Source organism: Mycobacterium sp. 852002-30065_SCH5024008 (genome assembly GCF_001665645.1).
GTDB lineage: Bacteria > Actinomycetota > Actinomycetes > Mycobacteriales > Mycobacteriaceae > Mycobacterium > Mycobacterium paraffinicum.
The window spans coordinates 18,172-44,117 of sequence record NZ_LZSZ01000141.1; the positions used below are offsets into that span (position 1 = coordinate 18,172).

General features: G+C 68.0%; 27 protein-coding genes. 18 read left to right on the forward strand and 9 right to left on the reverse strand.

The genetic code is table 11. The features are described 5' to 3' along the window. Positions 1-28 precede the first annotated feature (28 nt). Together A5781_RS18090 and A5781_RS18095 are read left to right on the forward strand one after the other, a co-directional pair. The gene (locus tag A5781_RS18090; RefSeq protein WP_369817754.1) at positions 29-1,609 is read left to right on the forward strand and encodes an FAD-binding oxidoreductase; all 1,581 of its coding nucleotides are present in this window, start codon (positions 29-31) and stop codon (positions 1,607-1,609) included. Further along, positions 1,606-2,523, forward strand: a complete 918-nt coding sequence (locus tag A5781_RS18095) for a diacylglycerol kinase (protein WP_067209314.1) — start codon at positions 1,606-1,608, stop codon at positions 2,521-2,523. The genes A5781_RS18090 and A5781_RS18095 overlap by 4 nt, the downstream gene beginning before the upstream one ends. 3 nt (positions 2,524-2,526) lie before the next feature. On the opposite strand, the gene A5781_RS18100 is transcribed toward A5781_RS18095, so the two are convergent. The 3 genes from A5781_RS18100 to A5781_RS18110 form a co-directional block, all read right to left on the reverse strand. Next, positions 2,527-3,039 (reverse strand): DUF3145 domain-containing protein, encoded by a 513-nt coding sequence (locus tag A5781_RS18100; RefSeq protein WP_067209402.1) that lies wholly within the window; start codon positions 3,037-3,039, stop codon positions 2,527-2,529. 140 nt (positions 3,040-3,179) lie between these two features. Continuing rightward, positions 3,180-3,998, reverse strand: coding sequence for a serine hydrolase (locus A5781_RS18105; RefSeq protein ID WP_067209317.1), 819 nt, complete (start codon positions 3,996-3,998; stop codon positions 3,180-3,182). After that, positions 3,998-5,068 carry a class I SAM-dependent methyltransferase gene (locus A5781_RS18110; RefSeq protein WP_067209321.1) on the reverse strand — a complete coding sequence of 357 codons (1,071 nt, stop codon included), beginning with the start codon at positions 5,066-5,068 and terminating at the stop codon, positions 3,998-4,000. The genes A5781_RS18105 and A5781_RS18110 overlap by 1 nt, the downstream gene beginning before the upstream one ends. A 32-nt stretch (positions 5,069-5,100) precedes the next feature. Here A5781_RS18110 and A5781_RS18115 point away from each other — a divergent pair, with 32 nt between their 5' ends. Beyond that, entirely contained in the window at positions 5,101-6,186 is a 1,086-nt protein-coding gene (locus A5781_RS18115; RefSeq protein WP_067209326.1) for an S-(hydroxymethyl)mycothiol dehydrogenase, read from the forward strand. Further along, complete coding sequence (locus A5781_RS18120) at positions 6,186-6,809, forward strand: MBL fold metallo-hydrolase (protein ID WP_067209330.1); 624 nt, start codon at positions 6,186-6,188, stop codon at positions 6,807-6,809. The genes A5781_RS18115 and A5781_RS18120 overlap by 1 nt, the downstream gene beginning before the upstream one ends. A 100-nt stretch (positions 6,810-6,909) precedes the next feature. Here the strand turns inward: A5781_RS18120 and A5781_RS18125 are convergent, their stop codons facing one another. Further along, a complete protein-coding gene (locus A5781_RS18125; RefSeq protein ID WP_067209333.1) occupies positions 6,910-7,482 on the reverse strand; it encodes a hypothetical protein in 573 nt (190 codons plus the stop codon). Continuing rightward, the gene (gene lnt, locus A5781_RS18130; RefSeq protein ID WP_067209405.1) at positions 7,479-8,924 is read right to left on the reverse strand and encodes an apolipoprotein N-acyltransferase; all 1,446 of its coding nucleotides are present in this window, start codon (positions 8,922-8,924) and stop codon (positions 7,479-7,481) included. Before lnt ends, A5781_RS18125 begins: the two co-directional genes overlap by 4 nt. 86 nt (positions 8,925-9,010) lie before the next feature. On the opposite strand from lnt, the gene A5781_RS18135 reads away from it, so the two are divergent. From A5781_RS18135 to A5781_RS18145, 3 genes are all read left to right on the forward strand, one after another. Continuing rightward, positions 9,011-9,967, forward strand: a complete 957-nt coding sequence (locus A5781_RS18135; protein ID WP_067209336.1) for an SDR family oxidoreductase — start codon at positions 9,011-9,013, stop codon at positions 9,965-9,967. 16 nt (positions 9,968-9,983) lie between these two features. Continuing rightward, positions 9,984-11,081, forward strand: coding sequence for an SAM-dependent methyltransferase (locus A5781_RS18140; protein WP_067209340.1), 1,098 nt, complete (start codon positions 9,984-9,986; stop codon positions 11,079-11,081). Between the two features lie 70 nt (positions 11,082-11,151). Continuing rightward, positions 11,152-11,571 (forward strand): hypothetical protein, encoded by a 420-nt coding sequence (locus A5781_RS18145; protein ID WP_067209344.1) that lies wholly within the window; start codon positions 11,152-11,154, stop codon positions 11,569-11,571. Between the two features lies 1 nt (position 11,572). Here A5781_RS18145 and A5781_RS18150 read toward each other — a convergent pair whose 3' ends face one another. Continuing rightward, the gene (locus tag A5781_RS18150) at positions 11,573-13,330 is read right to left on the reverse strand and encodes an Hsp70 family protein (protein ID WP_067209348.1); all 1,758 of its coding nucleotides are present in this window, start codon (positions 13,328-13,330) and stop codon (positions 11,573-11,575) included. Between the two features lie 106 nt (positions 13,331-13,436). Beyond that, positions 13,437-14,522: a dihydrodipicolinate reductase gene (locus A5781_RS18155; RefSeq protein ID WP_067209353.1), complete on the reverse strand. Its 1,086-nt coding sequence runs from the start codon at positions 14,520-14,522 to the stop codon at positions 13,437-13,439. Positions 14,523-14,623: 101 nt separating this feature from the next. On the opposite strand from A5781_RS18155, the gene A5781_RS18160 reads away from it, so the two are divergent. The 4 genes from A5781_RS18160 to A5781_RS18175 are packed head-to-tail and all read left to right on the forward strand — an operon-like array spanning position 14,624 to position 17,297. Then, the gene (locus tag A5781_RS18160; RefSeq protein WP_197503900.1) at positions 14,624-14,965 is read left to right on the forward strand and encodes an MmpS family transport accessory protein; all 342 of its coding nucleotides are present in this window, start codon (positions 14,624-14,626) and stop codon (positions 14,963-14,965) included. A 21-nt stretch (positions 14,966-14,986) separates the two neighbouring features. Beyond that, positions 14,987-16,285 (forward strand): cytochrome P450, encoded by a 1,299-nt coding sequence (locus A5781_RS18165; protein ID WP_067209360.1) that lies wholly within the window; start codon positions 14,987-14,989, stop codon positions 16,283-16,285. A 6-nt stretch (positions 16,286-16,291) separates the two neighbouring features. Beyond that, a complete protein-coding gene (locus A5781_RS18170) occupies positions 16,292-16,840 on the forward strand; it encodes an ester cyclase (RefSeq protein WP_067209364.1) in 549 nt (182 codons plus the stop codon). A 52-nt stretch (positions 16,841-16,892) separates the two neighbouring features. Next, positions 16,893-17,297, forward strand: coding sequence for a hypothetical protein (locus A5781_RS18175; protein WP_231990748.1), 405 nt, complete (start codon positions 16,893-16,895; stop codon positions 17,295-17,297). Here the strand turns inward: A5781_RS18175 and A5781_RS18180 are convergent, their stop codons facing one another. Further along, a complete protein-coding gene (locus tag A5781_RS18180) occupies positions 17,298-17,996 on the reverse strand; it encodes a haloacid dehalogenase type II (RefSeq protein ID WP_067209371.1) in 699 nt (232 codons plus the stop codon). A gap of 35 nt (positions 17,997-18,031) precedes the next feature. Between A5781_RS18180 and A5781_RS18185 the strand changes: the two genes are divergently transcribed. From A5781_RS18185 to A5781_RS18215, 7 genes are all read left to right on the forward strand, one after another. Continuing rightward, a complete protein-coding gene (locus tag A5781_RS18185; protein ID WP_231990747.1) occupies positions 18,032-18,388 on the forward strand; it encodes a YidH family protein in 357 nt (118 codons plus the stop codon). Beyond that, a complete protein-coding gene (locus tag A5781_RS18190; RefSeq protein WP_067209377.1) occupies positions 18,385-18,705 on the forward strand; it encodes a DUF202 domain-containing protein in 321 nt (106 codons plus the stop codon). Before A5781_RS18185 ends, A5781_RS18190 begins: the two co-directional genes overlap by 4 nt. Before the next feature lie 96 nt (positions 18,706-18,801). Then, positions 18,802-19,365, forward strand: coding sequence for a sigma-70 family RNA polymerase sigma factor (locus A5781_RS18195; protein WP_067209381.1), 564 nt, complete (start codon positions 18,802-18,804; stop codon positions 19,363-19,365). Continuing rightward, a complete protein-coding gene (locus A5781_RS18200; RefSeq protein WP_067209384.1) occupies positions 19,362-20,060 on the forward strand; it encodes an anti-sigma factor in 699 nt (232 codons plus the stop codon). The genes A5781_RS18195 and A5781_RS18200 overlap by 4 nt, the downstream gene beginning before the upstream one ends. Positions 20,061-20,279: 219 nt before the next feature. Beyond that, positions 20,280-20,837, forward strand: coding sequence for a fasciclin domain-containing protein (locus A5781_RS18205; RefSeq protein WP_369817753.1), 558 nt, complete (start codon positions 20,280-20,282; stop codon positions 20,835-20,837). Between the two features lie 98 nt (positions 20,838-20,935). Continuing rightward, positions 20,936-22,687: a cytochrome c biogenesis protein CcdA gene (locus A5781_RS18210; protein WP_067209391.1), complete on the forward strand. Its 1,752-nt coding sequence runs from the start codon at positions 20,936-20,938 to the stop codon at positions 22,685-22,687. An 84-nt stretch (positions 22,688-22,771) separates the two neighbouring features. Further along, the gene (locus A5781_RS18215) at positions 22,772-23,356 is read left to right on the forward strand and encodes a fasciclin domain-containing protein (RefSeq protein ID WP_067209410.1); all 585 of its coding nucleotides are present in this window, start codon (positions 22,772-22,774) and stop codon (positions 23,354-23,356) included. Positions 23,357-23,843: 487 nt separating this feature from the next. On the opposite strand, the gene A5781_RS18220 is transcribed toward A5781_RS18215, so the two are convergent. After that, the gene (locus A5781_RS18220) at positions 23,844-25,331 is read right to left on the reverse strand and encodes an NAD(P)/FAD-dependent oxidoreductase (protein ID WP_067209395.1); all 1,488 of its coding nucleotides are present in this window, start codon (positions 25,329-25,331) and stop codon (positions 23,844-23,846) included. Positions 25,332-25,946: the final 615 nt, after the last annotated feature.

Sequence of the window (25,946 nt, forward strand, 5' to 3'; positions counted from 1 at the left end):
GACGCAACCCGAGGGCCTCCTCCCCCCGATGAAGTGGAACGCTTGGGGCGACCCCGCCGCGGCCAAGCCGCTCTCCGAGGGGATCCGGACGCTGTTGAAACAGGCTGTGGGCGTGGAGGACTCCGGGGCCGCCGAGCTGGCGCCCGACCAGGTGCGGCTCCGCCCGTCGGCGTTGGCGCAGGCGCACCGCGACGGGCTGGGCGAGATCGTCGGTGCCGCGTACTGCCGCACCGACGACCGGGATCGGCTGCTGCGCGCCGGCGGCAAGTCCACGATCGACCTGCTGCGCCGCAAGGACGCGGGGGTACAGGACGCGCCCGACGCCATCCTGCTGCCCGGCGACGAAGACGCCGTCGCCACGGTCCTGCGCTACTGCTCCCACCACCGCATCGCCGTCGTTCCGTTCGGCGGCGGCACCAGCGTGGTCGGCGGTTTGGATCCCATTCGCGGCGAGTTCCAAGCCGTCGTGTCCCTCGACCTGCGCCGCCTGGACCAACTGATCTCGCTCGACGAGGTCTCGGGCCAGGCCGTGTTCGGGGCCGGCGTCACCGGCCCGGAGGCGGAACGCTTGCTTGGCGCTCAAGGCTTTTCACTCGGGCATTTCCCGCAGAGCTTCGAATACGCGACGATCGGCGGCTTCGCCGCGACGCGCTCGTCCGGGCAGGACTCGGCGGGCTACGGCCGATTCAACGACATGGTGCGCGGCCTGCACGTGGTCACCCCGGTGGGCACCCTGGACCTGGGCCGCGCGCCCGAGTCCGCCGCCGGGCCCGACCTGCGTCAGCTGATGATCGGCTCGGAGGGCGTCTTCGGGGTCATCACCCGGGTGCGGCTGCGGGTGCACCGCACCCCGGAAGCCGTCCGCTACGAGGCGTGGTCCTTCCCCGACTTCCAGACCGGGGCCGCGGCCCTGCGCGCCGTCACGCAAACGGCCACCGGTCCCACCGTCATCCGGCTTTCCGACGAGGCCGAGACGGGAGTCAACCTGGCCACCACCGAGTCGATCGGCGAAAGCCAGATCACCGGCGGCTGCCTGGCGATCACGGTGTTCGAGGGCAGCAGGGAACACGTCGAGAGCCGCCACGCCGAAACCAGCGCCCTGCTGGCGGCGCAGGGCGGAACGTCGCTGGGCGAAGCGCCTGCGCGGGCCTGGGAGCACGGACGGTTCGGCGCACCGTATCTGCGCGACTCGCTGCTGTCGGCCGGCGCACTCTGCGAGACGCTCGAGACCGCCACCGACTGGTCCAACATTCCCGCACTCAAAGCCGCTGTGGCGCGAGCGCTTACCGATGCGCTGGCCGAGACCGGCACGCCGGCGCTGGTGATGTGCCACATCTCGCACGTCTACCCCACCGGGGCGTCGCTGTACTTCACCGTCGTCGCCGGCCAGCGCGGCAATCCCATCGAGCAATGGAAGGCCGCGAAAAAGGCCGCTTGCGACGCGATCATGGCCACCGGCGGCACGATCACCCACCACCACGCGGTCGGTGCCGACCACCGGCCCTGGATGGCCGACGAGGTGGGCGAGCTGGGGGTGCAGGTCTTACGCGCGGTCAGGGCGACCCTGGACCCCGCCGGAATCCTCAACCCCGGCAAGCTGATTCCATGAATCGGCGCGAGATCGCGAAAGTGATCGCGCTGACCAATCCGGTCTCCGGGCACGGCGCCGCGATCCGGGCGGCGGAGCGTGCGATCGCGCGGCTGCACCACCACGGTGTCGAGGTCGTCGAGATCATCGGCGACGACGCGCAAGACGCGCGCTACCTGGTGAGCGCGGCACTGGAGAAGGGCGCCGACGCGGTGATGGTGACCGGCGGTGACGGCGTCGTCTCCAACGCGCTGCAAGTGCTCGCGGGCACCGACGTTCCGATCGGCATCGTGGCGGCGGGGACGGGTAACGACCACGCCCGCGAATTCGGGCTTCCCACAAAGGATCCGGAAGCCGCCGCGGACATCATCGTCGACGGCTGCACGGAAACCATCGACCTGGGCCGGATTCGCGACGAGAACGGGGCCATCAAGTGGTTCGGCACGGTGGCGGCCACCGGATTCGACTCCCTGGTGACCGATCGGGCCAACCGGATGACCTGGCCGGACGGGCGGTTGCGGTATTACATCGCGATGCTCGCCGAGCTATCGCAGTTGCGGCTGTTGCCGTTTCGCATGGTCCTCGACGGGACCCGAGAGATCGATGCCGACATCACGCTGGCGGCCTTCGGCAATACTCGCAGCTACGGGGGCGGCATGCTGATCTGTCCCCACGCCGATCACACCGACGGTCTGCTCGACATCACCATGGTGCACTCGGCGTCGCGGACGAAGCTGGTCCGCCTCTTCCCCACCGTGATGAAGGGCACCCACGTCAACCTCGACGAGGTGAGCACGACTCGGGCCCAATCCGTTCACGTCGAGTGCCCGGGCATCAACGTCTACGCCGACGGCGACTTCGCCTGCCCGCTACCCGCCGAGATCAGCGCTGTTCCGGGCGCGCTGCGGATCCTGCGCCGAGCCGAGGACCGATAGCGGCTAGCCGACTCCCCGGCTGAGCCAGGTCACCTCGCCGACCTCGCCGCCGTCGCGGTACGCCTCGAGGGCGTCGTCCCACGCCGTTCCAAGGACCGTGTCCAGCTCGGCGGCCAGGGTGTCGGCGCCCTGCGCCATCAGCGCCCGCAGCCGCATCTCCCCGACCATGACGTCACCGTTGGCGCTCATCGCCCCGCTCCAGAGGCCGAGCTGCGGGGTGTGGCTGAATCGCTGGCCGTCCACTCCGGGGCTGGGGTCCTCGGTGACCTCGAACCGCAGCACCGACCAGGAGCGCAAGGCGTTGGCCAGCCTGGCGCCGGTGCCGACCGGCCCGACCCAGTTGGTGACCGCGCGCAGTTGCCCGGGCATGGCCGGCTGCGGCGTCCAGGTGAGGTTCGCCCTCGCCCCAAGGGTCGACGACAACGCCCACTCGACATGCGGGCATACCGCCGCCGGCGAGGCGTGCACGTACACCACGCCAGTCGTCACGTCGGCGAATTGATTCGACGCACGCATATCCTGCTCCTTCGGTTCCACGAGGGACGTCTTCCCCAACGACCTGGTGGGACCTGTAGGCAGGATCTGCTAACTATTTGTGTGTCGTGCGTGTCTATTGTGCCTTGTGATGCCCGTGTTGCGCTAGTGTGCATTTTCCATTAGCCGTATTCGGCTATCACGGCATCGGAAAGCGCAGGCCAGGGCCGCAGCGCCCACTCCCCGAAATCGCGGTTCGTGAGGGCCACCAGCGCCAGGTCACGTTCGGGATCTGCCCAGATGAAGCCGCCCGCCTGGCCGAAATGGCCGTACGTTCGCGGCGAGTTGCGCGCGCCGGTCCAGTGCGGCGATTTGGCGTCCCTGATCTCGAAACCCAGCCCCCAGTCGTTGGGCCGCTGCACGCCGTAGCCGGGCAACACCCCGTCCAGGCCCGGAAATTGCACCGTGGTCGCCTCGGCGTGCAGTTCGGGCGAGACGGTCGACGGGCGCAGCAGGTCCACGGCGAAAGCCGCCAGGTCCGCCACCGTGGACGTCGCCCCGAACCCGGCAGCCGGCGCGCCACCGTCCAACCGGGTGGCGGCCATGCCCAGGGGTTCGCAGACCGCTTCGGCCAGATAGCGGCCGAACTCGATGCCGGATTCGCGCTCCACGACCTGGCCCAACACGGTGAAGCCGTGGTTGGAGTAGATGCGCCGCGCCCCGGGGGCGGCCAGCACGTGATCGTTCTGCAGGGCCAGGCCCGACGCGTGCGCCAGCAGGTGGCGGATCGTGGCGCCCGGCGGGCCGGCAGCGGTGTCCACGTCGACCACACCCTCTTCGACGGCTACGTGCACGGCGCGGGCGACCAGCGGCTTGGTCACCGAAGCCAGCGCGAACACCCGCTCGGTGTCGCCGTGGCTGGCCAGCACCCCGTCGGGTCCAATCACCGCCGCGGCGGCGACCTCGACCGGCCAATCAGCTAGCGCGTCGAGGGCCGCCATCACTTCCGAGCGATGTAGTAGTTGTTGATCGGGTCGGACTCGATCTCTGCCACCCGCACGTCGTCGAACCCCGCATCGCGGAGCATCTCGGTGGCCAGCTGTGTCCCCCAGGCGGTGCCCAGCCCGGCGCCGTCCAGCGCCAGCGACACCGTCATGCAGTGCATCAGCGAAGTGGTGTACAGGTAGGTGCTCATCGGGATGCCGACGTTGTCCTCGAGCCGGCTCGACGCCTTGATGTCGGCCATCAGCAGGACGCCGCCGGGACGCAGGGCGCGGTGGATGTTCTCCAACACCTGCGCCGGGTGGGCCTGGTCGTGGATGGCGTCGAACACGGTGATGACGTCATAGGCGTCCCGCTTGCCCAGCTCCGCCAGGTTGTGGCGTTCGAAGGTCGCGTTCGCCAGACCGAGGTCGGCCGCCTCGCGGGCGCCGACGGCGATCGCCTCGTCGGAGAAGTCGATGCCGGTGAAGCGGCTGGCCGGGAACGCCCGCGCCATCACGTTGACCGCGTGGCCGCTACCGCAGCCGAAGTCCGCCACGTCGGCCCCCGAGCGCAGGCGTTCGACGAGACCGTCGACCAGCGGCAGCACCACATCGACCAAAGCGTTGTCGTACACCACGCCGCTCTGCTCGGCCATCAGCGCGTGGAACCGGGGGAACTCGCTGTAGTGCAAGCCGCCGCCCTCGCGGAAGCAGCCGATGATTTTCTGTTCGACTTCGGCGAGCTGCGGAACGAACAGGGCCACCAGGGCCAGGTTGTCCGGCCCGGCCGCCCGGGTCAGCACGCCGGCGCGGTGCGCCGGCAGCGAGTAGGTGGTGGAGTCGGGGTCGTATTCGACGACGCGCCCGGTCGTCATGCCGGCCAGCCACTCGCGCACGTAGCGCTCGTTGAGGCCGGCCGCTTCGGCGATCTGCGCGCTAGTGGCGGAAGCCAGTCCCGCCATCGTGTCGAGCAGCCCGGTCTGGTGCCCGATGCTCAGCAGTAGCGTCAGGCCGGCGCCGTCGATGGCCGCGGCGATTCGTCCGCTGAACTCGTCACTGGATTCCGAGGCGATCTCGGGTGCCGTCATGGTCAGCGACGGTACACCGTAGGTTGATGGCCATGAGTCAGACAGTGCGCGGCGTGATTTCACGAAAGAAGGGCGAGCCCGTCGAATTGGTGGACATCGTCGTCCCGGACCCCGGGCCCGGCGAGGCCCTGGTCGACATCATTGCCTGCGGGGTGTGCCACACCGACCTGACCTACCGCGAGGGCGGCATCAACGACGAGTACCCCTTTCTGCTCGGCCACGAGGCCGCCGGCCGGGTCGAGGCGGTCGGCCCCGGCGTGACCGCGGTCGAGCCCGGTGACTTCGTGATCCTGAACTGGCGGGCCGTCTGCGGCCAGTGCCGGGCCTGCAAGCGCGGCCGCCCCCACCTGTGCTTCGACACCTTCAATGCCGCGCAGAAGATGACGCTGACCGACGGCACGGAGCTGACCCCCGCGCTGGGCATCGGGGCGTTCGCCGACAAGACCCTGGTGCACGCCGGCCAGTGCACCAAGGTCGATCCCGCCGCCGACCCCGCCGTCGCCGGCCTGCTCGGCTGCGGGCTGATGGCCGGTATCGGCGCGGCGATCAACACCGGCGGCGTCACCCGCGACGACACCGTGGCGGTGATCGGCTGCGGCGGCGTCGGCGATGCCGCGATCGCCGGTGCCGCGCTGGTCGGGGCCCGGCGCATCATCGCCGTCGACACCGACGACACCAAGCTGGACTGGGCCCGCGAGTTCGGCGCCACCCACACCATCAACGCCCGCCATGCCGACGTCGTGGAGGCGATCCAGGACCTCACCGATGGTTTCGGGGTCAACGTCGCCATCGACGCCGTCGGCCGGCCCGAAACCTGGAAGCAGGCCTTCTATGCCCGCGACCTCGCGGGAACCGTTGTGCTGGTGGGTGTTCCGACGCCCGACATGAAGCTCGAGATGCCGCTGATCGACTTCTTCTCGCACGGCGGGTCGCTGAAGTCGTCGTGGTACGGCGATTGCCTGCCCGAACGCGACTTCCCCACCCTGATCGACCTCTACATGCAGGGCCGGCTGCCCCTGGAGAAGTTTGTCTCCGAGCGAATCGGGCTAGACGACGTCGAGGAGGCTTTTCACAAGATGCATGGCGGCAAGGTGTTGCGTTCGGTGGTGGTGCTCTGATGGTGAACATCGAGCGGGTGGTGACCCACGGCACCTTCGAACTCGACGGCGGCAGTTGGGAAGTCGACAACAACATCTGGCTGATCGGCGACAACTCCAACGTGGTGGTGTTCGACGCCGCCCACGACGCGGCGCCGATCGTCGAGGCCGTGGATGGCCGCCACGTGGTCGCGGTGGTGTGCACCCACGGTCACAACGACCACGTGACGGTCGCGCCGGAACTGGGCAAGACCCTCGACGCGCCGGTTCTACTGCATCCGGCCGACGAGGTGCTCTGGCGAATGACGCATCCGGACAACGACTTCCGCTCGCTATGCGACGGCGAGACGCTGAGCATCGGAGGGACCGAGCTGCGGGCAATGCACACCCCGGGCCATTCCCCGGGTTCGGTGTGTTGGTATTCCCATGACCTGGGCGTCGTGTTCAGTGGGGACACCCTGTTCTCCGGCGGCCCGGGCGCGACCGGCCGCTCGTATTCGGATTTCCCGACGATCCTGCAGTCCATCTCCGAGCGGCTGGGCAAGCTGCCCGGCGAGACGGTGGTGCACACCGGCCACGGCGACAGCACCACCATCGGCGACGAGATCGTCCACTACGAGGAGTGGGTGGCCCGCGGCCACTGAGCCCGCGCCCGCGCCGTAGGGCCACGGCCGTCACACCAGCACCAGTTCGGCACCACCATGCGGTCGAGCGTCGTCGATCGGCCGGAAACGGACGCGTGCGTCACTGTCGCGGCAGATTGGCGGCCACCACCGCGCGGCGCCGGGTACGGCCCAACCACAAACCGGACATGATCGAATCGGCCAGCCCCACCACGAACAGCCCGACGAACAGCCAGACCAGAAAGTCCACGGAACTCTTGTGCCCGAAGGCCAGTCGCGGGTTGATATAGCCGTTGACCTGCCCGTCGGTCGTGATGTTGTAGGTGCCGCCGGCCGCAATCCGAGCCACCCACACCCGCACGTGCGCATCGTTGTTGACCGTCGTTGTGCTGCCGATGCTTTCGGTCACCACGGGCTGCGCCACACCGTCGGGTGGCGCGAGGGTGACCCCCAGCGGCGGCACGGGCAGCCCGCGGTCGGGACTGCTGATGACGACGGTGTGCAGGCTGATGGTGACGTCACCGGCGGGCAGGTAGAGGCTGCCGGAGCCCGGGACCGGCACCTCGCCGTAGGCGTTGTACTTGTCCAGGAAGAACGCGTTGAGCACCAGGGCGACGATGAAGCCGCCCACCGACACGACCATCAGCGTGACGGCGGCGGCCAGCGAGATCTTGGCGAGCCGCCTGCTGTTCATCCGAGCAGTGTGGCACCGCGGGCCGGGCGCTGCCAGCGTACGAGCGCAACGCCGAGGACGACGAAGGCCAGCATCGGTACCCAGTCCCCCAGCCGTTGGTAGGGCGTGACGCGCGATCCCAACGGCACGCTCACCACGGTCACGCCCCGGAAGTCCGACGGGCACCACGCCAGCCGGTGGCCTCGCGCGTCGAAGGCCGAACTGTCGCCGGACAATCCGGCGTGCGCGGCCGGGCGGCCCGCCTCGACAGCGCGCACCGCCACCTGGGCGGCCAGCTGCGGCTGCGCCCAAGTCCCCTGGTACGACGACGTGGAGCTCTGATACACCAGCAGCTCCGCACCGAGTCGCGCCTCCTGGCGGGCTAGGTCGGAGAACAGGGTCTCGTAGCTGACCAACGGGCCGATCCCCAGTGCGCCGGCGTGCAACACGACGGGCCCGGTCCCACGTTGCCGATCCTCGGCTGCGGCCCTGCTGTGGCGGGTGATCCAGCCGAAAAGCGGTCGCAGCGGCACGTATTCGCCGAACGGCACCAGCCGGGTCTTCCGGTACGTGCCCAACGATCCGCCCGGCCCGATGAGCACCGCCGACTTGTAGATCCCGCCGCCGGGCGCGGGCGCGTCGACGTTGACCAGCAGGTCCGCCCCCACCCGCCGCGACAACTCGGCAAGCCGCGCCGAAACCTCCGGGTGACCGGCGAGATCGAAGCCCACGCTGCTTTCACCCCAGACCACCAAGTCCGGACGCTGAGCCGCAACCGAAGCGGTGAGCTCCTCGGCGAGGGCCTGGCGCGCGCCCGAGTCGGCGATGTCGCCCGGTTGCACCAGCGCCACCCGCACCGCGGCGCCGCCCGCGGGCGACGGGCCCAGCAGGTACCAGGCCGGACCAAGGGCCGCGCAGGCCGCCGCGCACCCCAGCGCGACGAGCCGGCCGGATATCGCGCGGTGCACCACCACGCCCACTAGAGCCGTATTGACCGCCATCACAAGGAAACTCGTCAACCACACCCCGCCCAACGACGCCGAGGCCAGCGTGACGGGCTGAGCGGACTGCGACGCGCCCAGCGACGCCCACAGGCCACCCAGAGGCGGCCACGACCGCACGGCCTCGGCCGCCACCCACGCGCTGGGCAACACCACCACCGCGGCGACCGTCCGCCCCGGGCCAACGGGCGCGGACAGCAATCGATGCGCCAACCACCCCCACGGCAGCCAGAGCGCACCGAAACCGACGGCCATCACCGCGAGCAACGGGCCTACGAACGTCAGCAGCCAGTACTGGGTGGCCAGCACGAATCCGGCGACGCCGAGCCAGGCCCGCACGCAAGCCTGAACCGGCGTTGAAGCGGCCCGCACCAACAGGAGCAACGGCACCAGGCCGAACCAGGCCAGCCACCACCACGACGGCGCGGGAAAGGCGAGCGCGGGCAGCGCGCCCACGACCAACGCGGCCGCCCAGCCACGGATGCGCTGTCGACGAGCCGACACAAAGAGCACACTATGACGGGGCGCACACGAAGGGAGCGATACGTATGGCCAACGACCTTGTCGCCACGGTGCCCGACCTGTCGGGCAAGCTGGCAATCGTCACCGGCGCCAACAGCGGCCTGGGGTTCGGACTGGCTAGGCGGCTCGCGGCCGCCGGTGCCGACGTCGTCATGGCGATCCGCAACCGCGGCAAAGGGGAAAAGGCGATCGCGGAGATCCGCGACACCGTCCCCGACGCCAAGCTGACCATCAAGTCGCTGGACCTGTCGTCGCTGGCCTCGGTCGCCGCGTTGGGTGAACAACTCAACGCCGAGGGCCGCCCCATCGACATCCTGATCAACAACGCCGGCGTCATGACCCCGCCGGAACGCGACACCACCGCCGACGGTTTCGAATTGCAGTTCGGCAGCAACCATCTCGGGCATTTCGCCCTGACGGGGCACGTGCTGCCGCTGCTGCGCGCGGCGGGCAAGGCGCGCGTCGTCTCGCTGAGCAGCCTCGCCGCCCGCCAAAGCGGCAAGATCCACTTCGACGACCCGCAATTCGAGAAGTCCTACGCGGCCATGTCGGCCTACGGCCAGTCGAAGCTGGCGGTGCTGATGTTCGCCCTCGAGCTGGACCGGCGCAGCCGGGCGGCCGGCTGGGGCATCATGTCCAACGCCGCGCATCCCGGCCTGACCAAGACCAACCTGCAGATCGCCGGACCCTCGCACGGGCGCGAAAAGCCCGCGCTGATGGAACGGCTGTACAAGGCGTCCTGGCGCTTCACCCCGTTTTTGTGGCAGGAGATCGACGAGGGCATCCTCCCGGCGCTCTACGCGGCCGCCGCGCCGCACGCCCAGGGCGGCGCGTTCTACGGGCCCCAGGGCTTCTACGAGGCCGCCGGCGGCGGGGTACGGCCGGCCAAGGTGCCCGCGCCAGCCCGCAACGAGGCTGACTGTCAACGGCTTTGGGAGCTCTCCGAGCAGCTCACCGGCGTCAGCTACCCGAAGCCGACCTGACGACTATCGTTGGGACATGCGGCCTGAGCCTCGGATGCCCGAATCGAGCATTGTGGTTCGGCCGGAGCCCGTCTACACCCAGTCGTCGCGGCTGCAGGCCGCCGGGTTAGGCCCGGCCATCGCGTTGTTCGAGCGGGCCGCCGAGCAGGTGCCGCTGCCCAAGCCACCGCAACCCATCGTCATCGCCGACTACGGCGCCGCCAACGGGCACAATTCGCTCAAGCCGATGTCGGCGGCGATCGCGATCCTGCGTCGGCGCACCCGGCACGACCACGCAATCCTGGTGGCGCACACCGACATTCCCGACAACGACTTCTCGGCGCTGTTTCACACCCTGTCCGACGACCCGGAGAGCTACCTGCACCTGGACGCGGCGACGTTCGCATCGTCGATCGGCCGGTCGTTCTACGACCAGATCGTGCCGTCCAAGACCGTCAACCTGGGCTGGTCGTCGTGGGCGGCGCAGTGGCTGAGCACGATGCCCGCCGAGGTGCACGATCACTTGCACATCTCCTACAGCCGCGACGACGCGGCACGCGCGGCGTACGCCGAGCGGGCGGCCCTGGACTGGCACAACTTCGTGGCGTTCCGCGGCCGCGAACTGGCCCCCGACGGGCGGCTGGTGGTGATGACGATCGCCCTCGACGAGGACGGCACATCCGGCTTCCCGACGCTGCTCGACGCGATGATCGAGGCGCTGCATGCACAGGTCCGCGACGGCCTGCTGCGCCAGGAGGAGCTGCGCCGGATGACCATTCCCACATTCGCCCGCAGCGAGAAGGACTTTCGCGCCCCGTTTGCGCCCAGCGGACGCTTTGAAAGCCTGACCATCGACCATCTCGAGATGTTCAACGCCGAGGATCGGTTCTGGGTTCGGTTCCAGGCGGACCGCGACGCCGAGGCCTTCGGCGCGCAGTGGGCGGCCTTCGCCCGGGCGGCGCTGTTCCCCGCGCTGGTGCGCGGGCTGGATGACGGGGTGCGCGATGCGCGGGCTGGCGAATTCGTCGACCAGCTTCAGGGTGCGGTCGCGGCGCAACTGTCAAGCGCACCCGAGCCGATGCGGATTCCTCTGGCGCTGGTCGAGTTGGTCAAGCGCGAACGATCCCTCTCGTGAGAGTTTCGACACAACGCCGCAACGGGTAACCCCTGCAAATCGCGACCTGCGATGGCGAGGGGGTAGACGCATGAGCGTGCAGGATGATAAATCGGCCGACCAGCACACCGATCAGGAACCCGATCAAGACACCGATCAGGACACCGACCAGAAGCTGACGGAAAAGCCGGAGCCGGACGAGGACGACAAAAAGAAGGCCTCCGAAATGATGGAGGCCTACAAAGAGAAGCCCACCATCGTGCTGCCCGGCACCGGCGGCAGCGTTTCGGGCACCGCGGTCAACGACTGGTTGGACGAGGACGGCCATCCCAGGCACGAAGTCCCCGACAACGCCGGTTCCGGTGACCAGGCCAAGGCCGACGAAGGCCAAGCCGAAGCCGACGAGGGTCGCGACGAGCAAGCTCTGAAGGACCAGATCGAGAAGGACAAGGCCCTGAACGAGAAACTCAAAGAGGCCGCCAAAGCGGAGAACAAGGGCGAAAAGGATTGACCTAGCGGGTCGTTCCCGGCTGAGGGCCCAATTGCGGGATGCCGCTGATGCCCAAGTCGCCCCCGATCCCTTGAATGAGTTGATTGATCCGGTCTAGCCCCGGGATGGATTCGTTCAGGCCGGGCACCGCCGGGATGGGCGGTACCTGCGGAATAGCCGGACGCACGGGCGCGGCCGCGAGCGGCGGCGCATGCTGCGGTTTCGCTGACGGGACGCTGGTCGACGGCGTCTCGGTCTGAGCGGGCGGATTGGTATCCGTCGTCGACGGCGCGGGTGCCTCTTCGCTGGGCGGGGGCGCCTGAGCGGTCGCGGTGTTGGCCGGCGGCGCGGGGACCGGACTGCTGGTCACGCCCGGCGCTGGGGTCGTCGCCGATTTGTTCGCCGAGGTCAGGCCGATCGTGACTGCGGTCCCGACGAGCGCCACCCCCGCGGCCGCACCCACTATTGCCGCCAGCACCGGCAGGCGAAACAGGCGGCGCTTGCGCTTCTCGCTCGCGGAATCGGCAGCGGGTTCATCGGCGGCGGGTTTCACCTGCGCGGCGGTCGCCGCTTGGGGTTGGTTGCCGGTCTGCGACCACGCTTGCACGGGCGCGGCGCCGGCTGTCGGCCAGGCGGGCGTCCCCCGCGTCGTCGCGGTCGCTTCGGGCGGCCGGGTGCTAGGGACCGCCCGCGCGGTCGCCGTGGCGGGCGCGGCCGGGGCCGACGCCGTCGCGGCGCTCTCACCGGGCCCATGCGCCGCCCGCAACGCGGCGCCGGTGGCCGCCGTCAGCTGCGGGCGCGGCGTGGTGATGACTGGGACGCGGAAGTACTGCGACAGCGTGGTGGTTATCGCGGGGATGTTCGCTCCACCGCCGGTGGACACCACCGCTACCAGGTCCTGAATCCCATTGCGCGCCAACGCGTTTTCCAACACGGCCACGAACCTGTCCAGCGGGGTGCGGATCGCCTCGTCAAGCTCGTCGCGGGTGACGCGGACTTCGCCGGTCAGCCCGTCGCTCAGCGTGGCCGCCGTGGTCGAGGACAGCTCCTCCTTGGCGCTTCGGCACGCGGTGCGCAGCCGGCTCAGCGAGCCGATCGCCACGGTGCCCGCCGGGTCGAAGGCGGCGGTGCTCGGCATGTTGGAGATGACGGCGCTCAGCAGGGCCTGGTCGATCAGGTCGCCCGAGAAATCGTGCAGCCGCACGGTCGGGGCCAGCGCCTGATAGTCACCGTCGGCGCGCATGAACGTGACGCTGGTGCCGCTGCCGCCGAAGTCGCACACCGCCACCGTCCCGTGGGCCGGTATGCCGGGGGCGGTTCGCACGGCCAGCAGCGTCGCCGCGGCGTCGGGAATCAGCATCAGCGGCCGCGCCCGGTTGGACCATTCGGCCACCGAGCTCAGCGCGGTGCCCACCGCGTCGACCGCCGGCGACGGCCAGTGGGCGGGATAGGTGACGGCGACGCTCTCGGGCAGGGTGCGCCCGCCGGTCACGCTGTAGGCCAGCGCCCGCATGGCGTCGGCGATCAATTCCTCGCTGCGGTGTACCGACCCGTCGGCCGCCACCACGCCGCGGGGGTCGGAGATGCGATTGACGAACCCGGTGATCACCAGGCCGGGGTGGTTGAGCCGCGGGTTTTCCGCGGGGATGCCGACCTCCGGCGCGCGTTCCGGATAGAGCGTCAGGACGGGCTTGCGGGTGATGGCCTTCTCGGCGGCGACCGCCGCCAGGTTGGTAGTCCCGATCGACAGGCCCAGCGCGGTCCCAGCTCCATTGGCCATATGTCCCAACCCCAACTTCAGCAACTCGCAAACCAGGCTAGCCGTTAGTGTGCCGCCGAAACCTGTACCGGGTCTCTGCGGCACCTATGTGCACGCTGTGCGCCGGTCACCGGATGTTGCCCGCCCCGGCGATCAGGGGCAGGTCAAGCGGCGTGATCCAGCCCGGTCGCAGCTCGTTGACGGCCGGCACGGCGTTGAGGGCCCGCATCCCGGTCGCCAGGCAGCCGGCCGTGGCCGCGTCGCGGCCCGAGCCGTCGGTGAACCGGAACGCCGTTTCCTGGAAGACGCTCGGCGTGCCCTCGATCTCCACCCGGTAGACGTCGTTGTCGTGGCCGGAGGGCCAGTCGGGGGCGGCGTCGAGGCCGATCCGGTTGACGTGTTCGAGCTGAATCCTGGTCTCGCCCTTATAGATTCCGTTGATCGTGAACCGAACGGCCGCGACGTGCCCGGGTTTGATGACGCCCTTGACGGTGTTGCGCTCGGTGGGGGTCACCCATTTGTCCCACGTGGTGGTGATCTCGTCGAGCATGATGCCGGCCGCGTGGGCGATCATCGGGACCGTCGCGCCCCACGCGAAGATCAGCATGTTGGAATCCTCGAGCAACGGGCTGTATTCGGGCTCGCGGCCGATGCCCATCTCGACTTCGTAATCGCCCTCGTAATTGGTGTAGTCCAGCAGTTCGGAGGCCCGCACCCGGCGCACCTCCGAGCACAGGCCCATCAGCGTCATGGGGAACAGGTCGTTGGCGAATCCGGGGTCGATGCCGGTGGTGAAGCAGGACGACTCCCCCAGCTCGCACGCCTCGGTGATGGGCGCGATCCACTGCGGCGGGTTGAGGTGCATGGTCGGCCACACCCACGGGGTCATCGCCGTCGAGCACACGTCGATGCCCGCGCGCAGGAAGCGGGTGATCAGCGCGATGTTCTCCTTGGCGTGCATCGCGGTCGGGCCGTAGTGCACCAGCGCGTCGGGCTTAAGCGCGATCAGGGCGTCGATGTCGTCGGTGGCGATGATGCCCGTCGGCCCGGGCAGCCCGCAGATGTCGCCGACGTCGCGCCCGACCTTGTCGGGATTGCTGACGCCGACCCCCACCAACTCGAACAGCGGATGCTTGACGATTTCGGCGATCACCATCTTGCCGACGAAGCCGGTGCCCCAGACCACCACACGCTTTGAGCCGTGTTCCGACATACTCACCTTTCCGTAGCAGCCCCCGTGGGACTCACACTAGAACGGCTTTCGTTAGGGCGGAAAGCTTCCGTAGCACCGCGCGTGGTGACACGATGCAAATCATGACGAAGCATGTGCGCGGGCTTTCGATCCTGTTCGCCGTGGGCGTCGGTTGCGCAGGGACGGTCCCCGGCGTGGCCCACGCGATCCCCGAGATGCCCCACGCCCGTTACGAGGTGACCGGCGCCGGCGTCGCGCAGTACCTCGTGTATCAAACGGACGCCGGTCAACTCCACCAGGTCAACGCGCCGCTGCCCTGGTCGACCGAATTCACTTCATTCGGGGGCCAGGTGTTCGTGATCAGCGCGCAGGGGGTGGGCCCCATCCGCTGCCGCATCCTGCTCGACGGCAACGTGGTCGCCGATGCGCAATCGGCCGGCGGCAGGACCGTCTGTGCGCACTAGCGGTTTCCTAGGAGGTAATCGGTGAGTCTCAAGACGGGTATCGCGACGCGAACCAACGGGGCGCCACCGCCCGAGGTGCCCCTCTCCGAGATTCACCTCGATTCGCTGGACTTCTGGGGGCTCGACGACGACTTCCGCGACGGCGCCTTCGCGACCCTGCGCCGGGAGGCCCCGCTGTCGTTCTGGCCCGCGATCGAGATGGAGGGATTCGAGGCGGGCGAGGGCTATTGGTCGCTCACCAAGCACGACGACGTTCACTTCGCCAGCCGTCATCCGGAGATCTTCAGCAGCACGCCGAACATCACGGTCAACGACAACGCACCGGAGATCGCCGAATACTTCGGCTCGATGATCGTGCTCGACGATCCGCGGCACCAGCGGCTGCGCTCGATCGTCAGCCGGGCATTCACCCCGAAGGTGGTGGCCCGTATCGAGGCGTCGGTGCGCGAGCGGGCCCGCCGGCTGGTTTCGTCGCTGATCACCAACCACCCCAACGGGGAAGCCGATCTGGTCACCGAGCTCGCCGGGCCGCTGCCGCTGCAGATCATCTGCGACATGATGGGGATCCCCGAGGAAGACCATCAGCGAATCTTCCACTGGACCAACGTGATTCTCGGGTTCGGCGACCCCGACCTGACGACCGACTTCGACGAATTCCTGAAGATCTCGATGGACATCGGGGCGTACGCCACCGCGCTCGCCGAGGACCGCCGCGTCAACCACCACGACGACCTGACCACCAGCCTGGTCGAAGCCGAGGTGGACGGCGAACGGCTGTCGTCGGCGGAGATCGCGTCGTTCTTCATCCTGCTGGTGGTGGCCGGCAACGAGACGACGCGCAACGCGATCAGCCACGGCGTGCTGGCGCTGTCCCGCTACCCCGACGAGCGCGACAAGTGGTGGGCCAACTTCGACCGGCTGGCGCCGACGGCGGTCGAGGAGATCGTGCGGTGGGCCTCGCCGGTGGTCTACATGCGACGGACCCTGACCCGCGACTTCAAGCTGAGCGGCACCAAGCTGGCGGAGGGCGACAAGGCCGTGCTGTGGTACAACTCGGCCAACCGCGACGAGTCGACGTTCCCCAACCCCTGGCTGTTCGACGTGGCGCGCACACCCAACCCGCATTTCGGCTTCGGCGGCGGCGGGGCGCATTTCTGCCTGGGCGCCAACCTCGCCCGCCGCGAGATTCGGGTGATATTCGACGAGTTGCGCCGCGAGATTCCCGACATCGTCGCGATCGACGAACCCGCGCGCCTGCTGTCGCAATTCATCCACGGCATCAAGGCCCTGCCGGTCGCCTGGACCCCGCCGCGCGGTTAGCCGTTCATGACCATTCCCGCGTTCCCGCCCGCGGAGGTGCTGGCCGCCCGCGAGAAGCTCGTGCTCGACCATTTTCACGACGAGGTCCGCCAGGCGTGGGACGACGTGTTGTCGACCTTCCCGCATCCGCGCTACGAGCTGATCCCGCAGATGATCGTGCACGACGGCGACACCGCGGTGCGCGACTACTACGCCTACACGCGGACCGCGTTTCCCGATCAGGACCACGAGATCATCGCGCTGCGGCACAGCGCCGACGCGGTGATCGTCGAGTTCTGGTTGATGGGCACGCATCTGGGTTACCTGGGCAAGGTTCCGCCCACCGGCAGCCGGTTCCGGGTCCGCATGACCGCCTACTTCGTCTTCAGTAACTTTCAAGACACCGAAACGCTTGTCTGCGAACGCATTTACTTCGACACACTGACCATGATCAAACAGCTGCTCGGCGGCCTCGACATGAAGAGGCCGGCGAACTGGCTGCTGGCCGCGCGCTGCGCGCGCGGATTCCTCTCGATGTCCTCGGAAAAGCCCGACCCCGCGCTGGTGAGTGCCTAAACTGCACTGCATGCGGGCCCTTTACCCGGCCTGCGGCCTGACCGCCGCGGCGATGTTGGGTTTGTGCGCGACGGCCACCGCCGCGCCGTCGCCGCCGGGCTCGCACACCGAGAAGTGGATCGACCTGCAGACCGGCCAGTGCGTGGCCGACCTCCCACCGTCCGACCTGAGCCGTGTGACCGTCACCGTAGTCGACTGTGCGACAGCACATTTGGCCGAGATCTACCTGCGCGCGCCGATGGCCGTGGACACCGCGGTCGCCAGCGTCGCGAACCGGGATTGCGCCGCCGGGTTCGCCCCGTATACCGGCCGGCCCGTTGACGGCAGTCCGTTTTCGATCACCTACCTGATCGACTCGAATCAGGATCGCACCGGGGCCAATCCCACGCCCAGCACCGTCATCTGCCTGCTGCAGTCGGCCAACGGGCAGCCGCTGACGGGGTCGGCGCACCGCTGATCAGCAGCCGAGTTGCCGTGCGAGGTCGAGGAAGTCGGACGCGTTGATGTCGAACTCGTCGGAATAGACAACGTCGGCCTCGCCGTCGACACCGAACTCCAGCGGCCGCGCGACGAAGGCGGTCCGGAAGCCCAGCCGGCCCGCGGCGCGGATGTCGTACTTGTGGCTGGCGACCATCATGATCTCGTCGGGGCTCAGGCCCAGGTAGGTGGCGGCCATCCGGTAGATCGCCGGGTCGGGCTTGAACACCCCGGCCATCTCCGCGGCAAAGACCGCGTCCCAGGGCAGGCCGGCGCGCTTGGAGATCTCGATGACCGTCGACACGTCGGCGTTGGACAGGGTGGCCAGCGTGTAGGCGGTTCGAAGCCGTGTCAGCCCAGGGATCACGTCCGGCCAGGGCTTCAGCCGCCGCCAGGCCAAGGTGAGTTCGTCGCGTTCGGCGTCCGAAAACGGGACGCCGCAATCGTCCAGCGCCCGCCGGTACACCGAGTGCACCGACACCCATCCGGTCTGCCGACCGTGGGCGTCCTCCAGCGCGTTGAAGTAGCCTGCGCGCCAACGCCGCACCACGTCGGGCCAGTCGACGTCGGGGTGGCGGCCCGCGCTGATCCGCCGCGCCTCGTCGCAGACGGTCGAGTGAAAGTCCGTCGCCGTGCCTTGCACGTCGAACAGCAGCGCCTTGACCACACGCGCAATCATGCAACCTCGGGCGCTGATGAATCTACGATGTCCTGGTGGCCGACTCCGCCGACGAGCACGAGCCCGACTACCGGCTCACCTTCGCCAACGAGCGGACGTTCCTGGCCTGGCAGCGCACCGCGCTGGGCCTGCTCGCCGCGGCCGTCGCCGTCGTCCAGCTGGTCCCGGAGTTGGGGGTGCCCGGCGCGCGCCGCGCGCTCGGCGCGGGTCTTGCGCTGCTGGCCATTCTCACCAGCGGGATGGGGCTGCTGCGCTGGCAGCAGGCGGATCGCGCCATGCGCCGCGGCGCCCCCTTGCCCCGTCATCCCTCACCGACCTACCTCGCCGTGGGTCTGACCGTGGTGGGGCTGATCGCGCTCGCGTTGGTGATCGCCAAGGCGGTCATGGGTTGAGCGGCTCGACGGCCGATCGCGGCAGCCAGGCCGAACGGACGACGCTGGCCTGGACACGGACGTCCTTCGCCTTCCTGGGTAACGGCGCCCTGCTGATGATCAAGAACCTGCACGGTTCGGTCGGGCCAAACGCATTCATCCCCGCCGCTTTGGCCGGCGCCGTGGCCCTCGCGACGTTCGTGATCGCCGTGCGCCGGCAACGCACGCTGCAGCGGCAGCCCCTGCCGAAGCGACTCACACCCCGGCGCCAGGTGCACGTCATCGGAATGGCCGTGCTGGCCCTCATCGTGGTGACCACGCTCGCGCAACTCATCTAGCCGGGTGTTCGCCCGCACAGCGGACCGAAGCGTCCGCGCGGTCTTGGGCTACGAATCACGGGAGTGAACAGCTGCCTGGCGCTAGGCTACCGATCGATGACGGGACCGCCCACGCCCAGCAAGGACCTGGACGCGCTGCTGCAGAAGGTCGCGCGCGGGGACCGCGACGCGTTCGCCGCGGTTTACGACCTCACAAAGAGTCGGGTGTACGGAATGGTCATGCGGGTCCTGCGCGATTCCGGCTACAGCGAGGAGACCACCCAGGAGGTCTACTGCGAGGTGTGGCGGACGGCGCCAGGCTACGACGCCAGCAGAGGCTCGGCTCTGTCGTGGCTGCTGACCATCGCGCACCGACGGGCGGTCGACCGGGTGCGGACCGAGGAGGCGTCCGGAAGGCGGGATACGCGCTACGCCGCGGCTAGCGCCGACCCCGCCAGTGACATCGTCGCCGATTCGGCGATCGCCGGCGACGAGCGCCGCCGCGTCGTCGAATGCCTGGGCGCGTTGACCGACACGCAGCGGGAGTGTATTCAGTTGGCTTATTACGACGGGCTCACCTACAGCCAGGTGTCGGATCGCCTGGCCGCGAATCTGTCGACGATCAAGTCACGCATGCGCGACGCGCTGCGCGCCTTGCGTAACTGCCTGGAAGTGCCATGACCGAACCGAACGAATTCGAATTGCTCGAGCTCGCAACGCCATACGCGTTGGATGCCGTGTCGGATGAGGAACGCGCCGAAATCGAGCGACGGGTGGCGGCCGCGCCACGATCGGTGGCGGCGGCCTTCGACGATGAAGTCCGTGCCGTCCGCGAGACGATGGCGGTCGTCTCGGCGACGACGGCCGTCGAACCGCCGGCGCGCCTGCGGGCCGCGACGCTGGCGGCGATACCTGCACGCGATGAGCGCAAGTACGGTTGGCGCACCGCAGTTTTGGCGTCCGCGGCGGCAGCGGTGGTGGTCGGTGCCGCCGCATTTGGCGTCGGGATCCTGATGCGCCCGCACCCGCCGTCGACCATCGCCGAGCAGGTTTTTGCGGCCCCGGACGTGCGCACCGTCTCCGGCCCGCTCGGCAATGGCACTGCCACCGTTGTCTTTTCCCACGACCGCAACGCCGGTGTGCTGGTGATGAACAACGTTCCACCGCCGAAGCCGGGGACCGTCTACCAGATGTGGTTGCTGAGCGACAAGGGCCCGACGTCGGCCGGGACGATGGGCACCGCGGCGGTGGCGCCGTCGACCACCGCGACGCTCACCAACCTCGGATCGTCTACCACCCTGGCGTTCACCGTCGAACCCGGTACCGGGTCGCCGCGGCCGACCGGAACGATACTGGCCGCGTTGCCCCTCGGCTGAATCTCAACTCTGACCCGTCCGCGGCCTCGTCGTCTCCGAATCACTCCTGTCCGGTCGAAAGGCGGCGCTAGGAGCCGCTTATGGAGAAGGAGTAGAAACGCGATGATCAGCGTTCGGGGCAGGACAATCGCCGCGGCAGGGCTCGCGACGATTGCGGTAGTCGGTTTCTCGGGGTGTTCGAACAACAAGTCGGCGTCTGAGCCGATGACCGGCAGCAGCATGGCCACAGTCACCAGCAGCATGGCGGCTCCGGCGACGACGTCGGCCGCGGCCGATCCGGCGGCCGACCTCATCGGTGCGGGCTGCGGCGACTACGCCAAGCAGAACCCCAGCGGCCCCGGGTCGGTCGCCGGGATGGCTCAGGACCCGGTCGCCACGGCGGCTTCCAACAACCCCATGCTGACCACGCTGACGTCGGCGCTGTCGGGCAAGCTGAACCCGAACGTCAACCTGGTCGACACGTTGAACAACGGCCAGTACACGGTTTTCGCGCCGACCAACGCCGCGTTCGACAAGCTGCCGGCGGCCACCATCGACAAGCTCAAGACTGACTCGCAGCTGCTCAAGAGCATCTTGACTTACCACGTGGTGCAGGGTCAGGCAAGCCCGATGAAGGTCGACGGTGACCACACGACCCTGCAGGGCGCCAAGCTGACCGTGACAGGTCGGGGCAACGACCTCAAGGTCAACAACGCCGAGTTGGTGTGCGGCGGGGTGCACACCGCCAACGCGACGGTGTACATGATCGACACGGTGCTGATGCCGCCAGGCCAGTAGCTCGCCTGCGAATCAGGGATGAACAGCCCGGCTTCGGCCGGGCTGTTTTTCTCTGCGGCGGAACCAATCCGCGGCGCCCCTGGCAGCGAATGACTCTCATGCTCACCATTGCGCTGATCGGCTTCGTCGGAGGTCTCATCACCGGCGTATCGCCGTGCATCCTGCCGGTACTGCCGGTGATCTTCTTCGCCGGCGCGCAGGGTCGCGCCGATGACCCTGCCCCACAACCGGTTTCCGGCGCAGGCGTAAATGTCGCGGTCAGGCCGGAGCGCACGTCGCGCAGTGCGCGCCCCTACCTCGTCATCGGCGGTCTGGTGCTCAGCTTCACCGCGGTCACGTTGGCCGGCTCGACACTGCTGTCGCTGGTGCACCTGCCGCAGGACGCTATCCGCTGGGTCGCCCTGGTCGCCTTGGTTGCCATCGGTCTCGGCCTGATCTTCCCGCGGGTCGAGCAATTGTTGGAGCGTCCGTTTGCGCGTATCCCGCAAAAGCAGTTGGGGTTTGGTGGCGGCGGGTTCAGTCTCGGTCTGGCGCTGGGCGTGCTGTATGTCCCGTGCGCCGGGCCCATTCTCGCCGCGATCGTGGTGGCCGGCGCCACGGCTCCCCTCGGCCTGCGCACCGTGGTGCTGACTAGCACCTTCGCGCTGGGCGCCGCGCTGCCGTTGTTGGTCTTCGCGTTGGCGGGCCATCGGGTGGCTCAACGGGTGGGAGCGTTTCGACGCCGGCAGCGGCAGATCCGGGTCGCGGCCGGGATCGTGATGATCGCGCTCGCGGTCGGACTGGTGTTCAATGTTCCCGCGGCTCTGCAACGGGCCGTTCCCGACTACACCAGCGGGATGCAGCAAAAGTTGGCCACGGACCGCGGGGTCCAAGAGAAGCTCAACCTTGGCGGCATCGTCAACGACCAGAACGCGCAGTTGTCCAATTGCAGCGACGGCGGTCGGGAGCTCGAAAGCTGCGGCCCGGCACCCGATCTCAAGGGCATCGCCGGTTGGCTGAACACGCCCGGCAACCAACCGATCAGCCTCGCGTCCCTGCGCGGCAAGGTCGTGCTCATCGATTTCTGGGCGTACTCCTGCATCAACTGCCAACGCGCCATCCAGCACGTCGTCAACTGGTACAACGCCTACCAGGGCGACCGTTTCGAGGTCATCGGGATCCACACCCCGGAGTACGCGTTCGAACAGGTGCCCGGCAACGTGGCCAAAGGCGCCGCCGACCTGAATGTCACGTACCCGATCGCCTTGGACAACGGCTACTCCACGTGGACGAACTACCGCAACCGCTACTGGCCCGCGGAGTATCTGATCGACGCCACCGGCCAGGTGCGCCACATCAAGTTCGGCGAAGGCGACTACAACGTCACCGAGAATCTGATCAGGCAGCTGCTCGTGGCGGCGCATCCCGGGCTCAAGCTGCCGCCCCCCTCAGATGCGAGCAGCTCGACCCCACAGGACAAGACCACGCCCGAGACCTACTTTGGCGTCGGGAAGGTCGTCAACTACGGCGGCGGCGGGGTATACGACGAAGGCACAACCACTTTCGATTATCCGCTCACTCTGGCCGCCGATAGCTTCGCTCTGAAAGGTCCGTGGTCGCTGGATTACCAAGGCGCTACCGCAGCCGGCAACCAGTCCAGCATCAGGTTGAATTACCACGCCAAGAACGTCTACATCGTCGTCGGTGGCACGGGATCCCTCACGGTCACCCGTGACGGACGATCCGTCGCGATTCCGATCAGCGGGCCGCCGACGTCGCACCAGATCGTCTCCGGCGAGCAGCCGCAATCGGGGACTCTTGAGGTTCGCCCCGTCCAAGGGCTGCAGGTGTATTCGTTCACGTACGGCTGAAACTTTTAACCCCGCACCAATCCGAAGGCGTCCGGGCTCCGAATGACTCATCAAATGTCCGACAAACCAAAGGAGTCAAAGGCGATGAAATCACACAGGACGTCGGTTGCAGCGAAAGGATTCGCGGTAGCGGCGGTGCTCGGTCTGGGTGTGGTGACCGCTCCAACGGCGGCGGCGGCCGACCTGGTGGGCCCCGGCTGCTCTGATTACGCGGCGGCCAACCCCAGCGGCCCGGCATCAGTGGACGGAATGTCGCAGGTTCCGGTGACCGTAGCGGCGTCCAACAATCCGGCGCTGAGCACCCTGACCTCGGCGCTGTCGGGCAAGCTGAACCCGAATGTCAATCTGGTTGACACGCTGAACAACGGCCAGTACACGGTCTTCGCGCCGACCGACGCCGCATTCGGCAAGCTGCCGGCACAGACGATCGACGAGCTGAAGACGGATTCCAGGTTGCTGACCAGCATCCTGACCTATCACGTGGTGCCGGGCCAGCTGAGTCCGGCCAGGGTCGCCGGCTCTCACAAGACCGTTCAGGGCGCGAACGTCACCGTCACCGGACAGGGCAACGGCCTCAAGGTCAACAACGCGGGTCTGGTCTGTGGTGGCGTGCCCACCGCCAACGCGACGGTGTACATGATCGACACGGTGCTGATGCCGCCGGCGTGAGCACGTAATGGCTCACCATTCGCCACACCAGTCTCGCCGAGCAGTGACGTATGCCGATCAGATCCCGGGTCGAGGCTGGTGTGGCGGATTGTGCACAGCGCTGGGCAGCGACTGGTGTGCGGCCAAGTCGGCGACCGAACGCGCGGGGGCGCCGAGGTCCCCCAGCACGAAGGCAAATGTGATCGCCAGGCAAGCGCATCCACGGCACAGTGTTTCCATTGGGCCACTTCGCCTTTCGCATCGGTTGCGGACGCAGTCCGCGTTTTCTGCTAACGACCCGGTTACCCCGCTCCTGCGCGAGTAAACAGCACGGTGTGAGTTCGCAAGAATCGCCACGAGTCCCATCCGCCACATCCGTCGCTGGAAGCAGGCGATGCCCTCTTTGCCCGCCTCACAGCGACAAGATGACAAGCGCCCGCGTTGTCGCTCAGAGGCGGGCAAACAGCCGACCGCTTCCCGGGCCGGGGCTGCTATGGCAGATGTGACGCTAGGCCATCACGTAATCGCTGAGCGGGAACCTCTCGGCTTCCCGCACCGAGTTCAAGGTCGACGTCGGCCGCAGCAGTGATGCCTCACCGCCGGGGCTGAAGTAGTACGAGCGAGACGTGGCGCAGTTGCCGGAGTAGAAAACCGAGCTGTCCAGCCGTTTGGTCATCCGCTTCATGAACTGGTCCATGGCCTCTTCGGTCACCTCGAAGGTGGTCGCACCGCGGCGCTTGACCTCGCCGAGCAGGCGGCCCATGTGCCGCATCTGGTATTCGATGGTGTGGAAGAAGGACAGTCCGGAAAAGGCGAACGGGCTGGCCAGGCTTAGGTAATTGGGGAAGTACGGCATGGTGACGCCCTGATAAGCCTGGAACCTGGTCTCCCGCCACCACTTTCCGAGGTTGCGGCCCTTGCGGCCGACCACCTCGATGGCCGGGAAGTTGGCCTCCCACAGGTCAAAGCCGGTCGCCAACACCAGGGTGTCGATGACGGTCTTACGCCCGTCGACGGTGACGATGCCGTCGGCCTCGATCCGTGCGATCGAGTTGGTCTCCAGATGCACGTGCGGCTTGGTGAACGCGCGGTAGAACTCGTTGGAAAAGGTTGGCCGCTTGCAGCCGAGGTCGTAGTCCGGCGTCAACCTGGCGCGCAGTTCCTGGTCCCGGATCCACCGGAATCGGTTGATCTTGGCCAGGTCGGCGGCGGAGATGTTCCCCCGCCCGCGGAACTCCCGGACGTGCAGCGCGCAGACCACCATGATGATCTCGAGGATGACGTCGGTCACCCACCGCAGCGCGCGCTGCGCCGCCGGCACCCGCGCAAACAGGCGCCGCACCGCGGGGGGAAACCCGAAGTCGAACTTGGGCATCACATGGGTCGCGGTGCGTTGGTACACGGTCAGTTCCGCAGCCCGTTCGGCCAACTCCGGAATGACCTGTACCGCGGACGCCCCGGTCCCGATGACCGCGATCCGGCGGCCCCGGTACCGGAAGTCGTGGTCCCAGGCGGTCGTGTGGACCACCTTGCCCTCGAAGCTCGCGATCCCCGGGATGTCCGGCATGCGCGGCTGCGACAGGAAGCCCGTCGCGGTGATCAGGAAGCGGGTCGCCAACGTTTCGCCACCGGCCAGCGCTACCCGCCAAACTTCGGCGTCCTCATCCCACTGGGCGCCTTCCACCGTCGAGTTGAACCGCATGTGGCGGCGCACGTCGTACTTGTCGGCGACGTCCGCGGCGTACTGCTTGACCTCGCGGCCCGGCGCGAACAGCCGCGACCAATCCGGCTTGGGCTCGAACCAGTACGAGTACGTGGTCGACGGGATGTCTACGGCGATGCCCGGGTAATGGTTGACATGCCAGGTGCCGCCGAGGTCATCCTCTCGGTCGAGGATGACGAAGTTGTCATAGCCCAGGCGCTTGAGCTGGATCGCGGCACCGATGCCGCCGAAGCCCGCGCCCACGATGACTGCGTCGAAACGGTTCGTGTCCACAACCCTGCTCCGTGCTTACTAGCTCCGCTTATACCCAAAGAACTTTGACTAATCTTACGGAATTCTAATAAAGCGTGGCGCGACACGCACACCGTGTGACCTTACTGACACCGTCGCGCGCAACTGGCAAACGACCCGTTCCTTCGCGGTTGCCCCCCAGTGCTGGTCACACGCATGCGGTTAACCATCGCTGACGTGCACGCCGACGGCTGCCGGGCTGGGCGTGCCCGGGCACCGGCCGGGGCGAAAGTCACCTCTTTGAAACCTGTTTCACCCGTGGCCATGTCGTCACCTTCCCGCGTCTGCGATGTTGCGATTTCAAGCGGTCGCCGGTCCGGTTACCCTTGTCAACGGCACCCAAACGACGGCTCAAGCTTTTCCGCTACGTGGCTCCCGGCCGTTCGGATGGATGCCATTTCGGTGCATCGACACGCGGCCCTCATCCGGCGCTTGTCGACGCGCCGCGTTATACAGGAAACGATGGCGGGTCTTTGACCGAATGACAGTTGGGGAGGCACTCCTATGGGCATCAGTCGCCGCGGCATGATCGCACGTCAATTCATCCGTTCCCTTGCTCCCGCAGTGGTTGCGGCTTCCGGCCTCGGCGCGTCGGCC

What these genes read in the sequence shown, in the direction of transcription:
- A5781_RS18215 (WP_067209410.1), top strand. Translation starts at nt 22,772, where the DNA reads ATGAAATCACACAGGACGTCGGTTGCAGCGAAAGGATTCGCGGTAGCG.
- A5781_RS18090 (WP_369817754.1), top strand. Translation starts at nt 29, where the DNA reads ATGAAGTGGAACGCTTGGGGCGACCCCGCCGCGGCCAAGCCGCTCTCC.
- A5781_RS18180 (WP_067209371.1), bottom strand. Translation starts at nt 17,996, where the DNA reads ATGATTGCGCGTGTGGTCAAGGCGCTGCTGTTCGACGTGCAAGGCACG.
- A5781_RS18105 (WP_067209317.1), bottom strand. Translation starts at nt 3,998, where the DNA reads ATGGCGGCCCTCGACGCGCTAGCTGATTGGCCGGTCGAGGTCGCCGCC.
- A5781_RS18115 (WP_067209326.1), top strand. Translation starts at nt 5,101, where the DNA reads ATGAGTCAGACAGTGCGCGGCGTGATTTCACGAAAGAAGGGCGAGCCC.
- A5781_RS18095 (WP_067209314.1), top strand. Translation starts at nt 1,606, where the DNA reads ATGAATCGGCGCGAGATCGCGAAAGTGATCGCGCTGACCAATCCGGTC.
- A5781_RS18170 (WP_067209364.1), top strand. Translation starts at nt 16,292, where the DNA reads ATGACCATTCCCGCGTTCCCGCCCGCGGAGGTGCTGGCCGCCCGCGAG.
- A5781_RS18135 (WP_067209336.1), top strand. Translation starts at nt 9,011, where the DNA reads ATGGCCAACGACCTTGTCGCCACGGTGCCCGACCTGTCGGGCAAGCTG.
- A5781_RS18155 (WP_067209353.1), bottom strand. Translation starts at nt 14,522, where the DNA reads ATGTCGGAACACGGCTCAAAGCGTGTGGTGGTCTGGGGCACCGGCTTC.
- A5781_RS18145 (WP_067209344.1), top strand. Translation starts at nt 11,152, where the DNA reads ATGAGCGTGCAGGATGATAAATCGGCCGACCAGCACACCGATCAGGAA.
- A5781_RS18125 (WP_067209333.1), bottom strand. Translation starts at nt 7,482, where the DNA reads ATGAACAGCAGGCGGCTCGCCAAGATCTCGCTGGCCGCCGCCGTCACG.
- A5781_RS18210 (WP_067209391.1), top strand. Translation starts at nt 20,936, where the DNA reads ATGCTCACCATTGCGCTGATCGGCTTCGTCGGAGGTCTCATCACCGGC.
- A5781_RS18195 (WP_067209381.1), top strand. Translation starts at nt 18,802, where the DNA reads ATGACGGGACCGCCCACGCCCAGCAAGGACCTGGACGCGCTGCTGCAG.
- A5781_RS18110 (WP_067209321.1), bottom strand. Translation starts at nt 5,068, where the DNA reads ATGACGGCACCCGAGATCGCCTCGGAATCCAGTGACGAGTTCAGCGGA.
- A5781_RS18200 (WP_067209384.1), top strand. Translation starts at nt 19,362, where the DNA reads ATGACCGAACCGAACGAATTCGAATTGCTCGAGCTCGCAACGCCATAC.
- A5781_RS18160 (WP_197503900.1), top strand. Translation starts at nt 14,624, where the DNA reads ATGACGAAGCATGTGCGCGGGCTTTCGATCCTGTTCGCCGTGGGCGTC.
- A5781_RS18120 (WP_067209330.1), top strand. Translation starts at nt 6,186, where the DNA reads ATGGTGAACATCGAGCGGGTGGTGACCCACGGCACCTTCGAACTCGAC.
- A5781_RS18150 (WP_067209348.1), bottom strand. Translation starts at nt 13,330, where the DNA reads ATGGCCAATGGAGCTGGGACCGCGCTGGGCCTGTCGATCGGGACTACC.
- A5781_RS18100 (WP_067209402.1), bottom strand. Translation starts at nt 3,039, where the DNA reads ATGCGTGCGTCGAATCAATTCGCCGACGTGACGACTGGCGTGGTGTAC.
- A5781_RS18175 (WP_231990748.1), top strand. Translation starts at nt 16,893, where the DNA reads ATGTTGGGTTTGTGCGCGACGGCCACCGCCGCGCCGTCGCCGCCGGGC.
- A5781_RS18205 (WP_369817753.1), top strand. Translation starts at nt 20,280, where the DNA reads ATGGCCACAGTCACCAGCAGCATGGCGGCTCCGGCGACGACGTCGGCC.
- A5781_RS18140 (WP_067209340.1), top strand. Translation starts at nt 9,984, where the DNA reads ATGCGGCCTGAGCCTCGGATGCCCGAATCGAGCATTGTGGTTCGGCCG.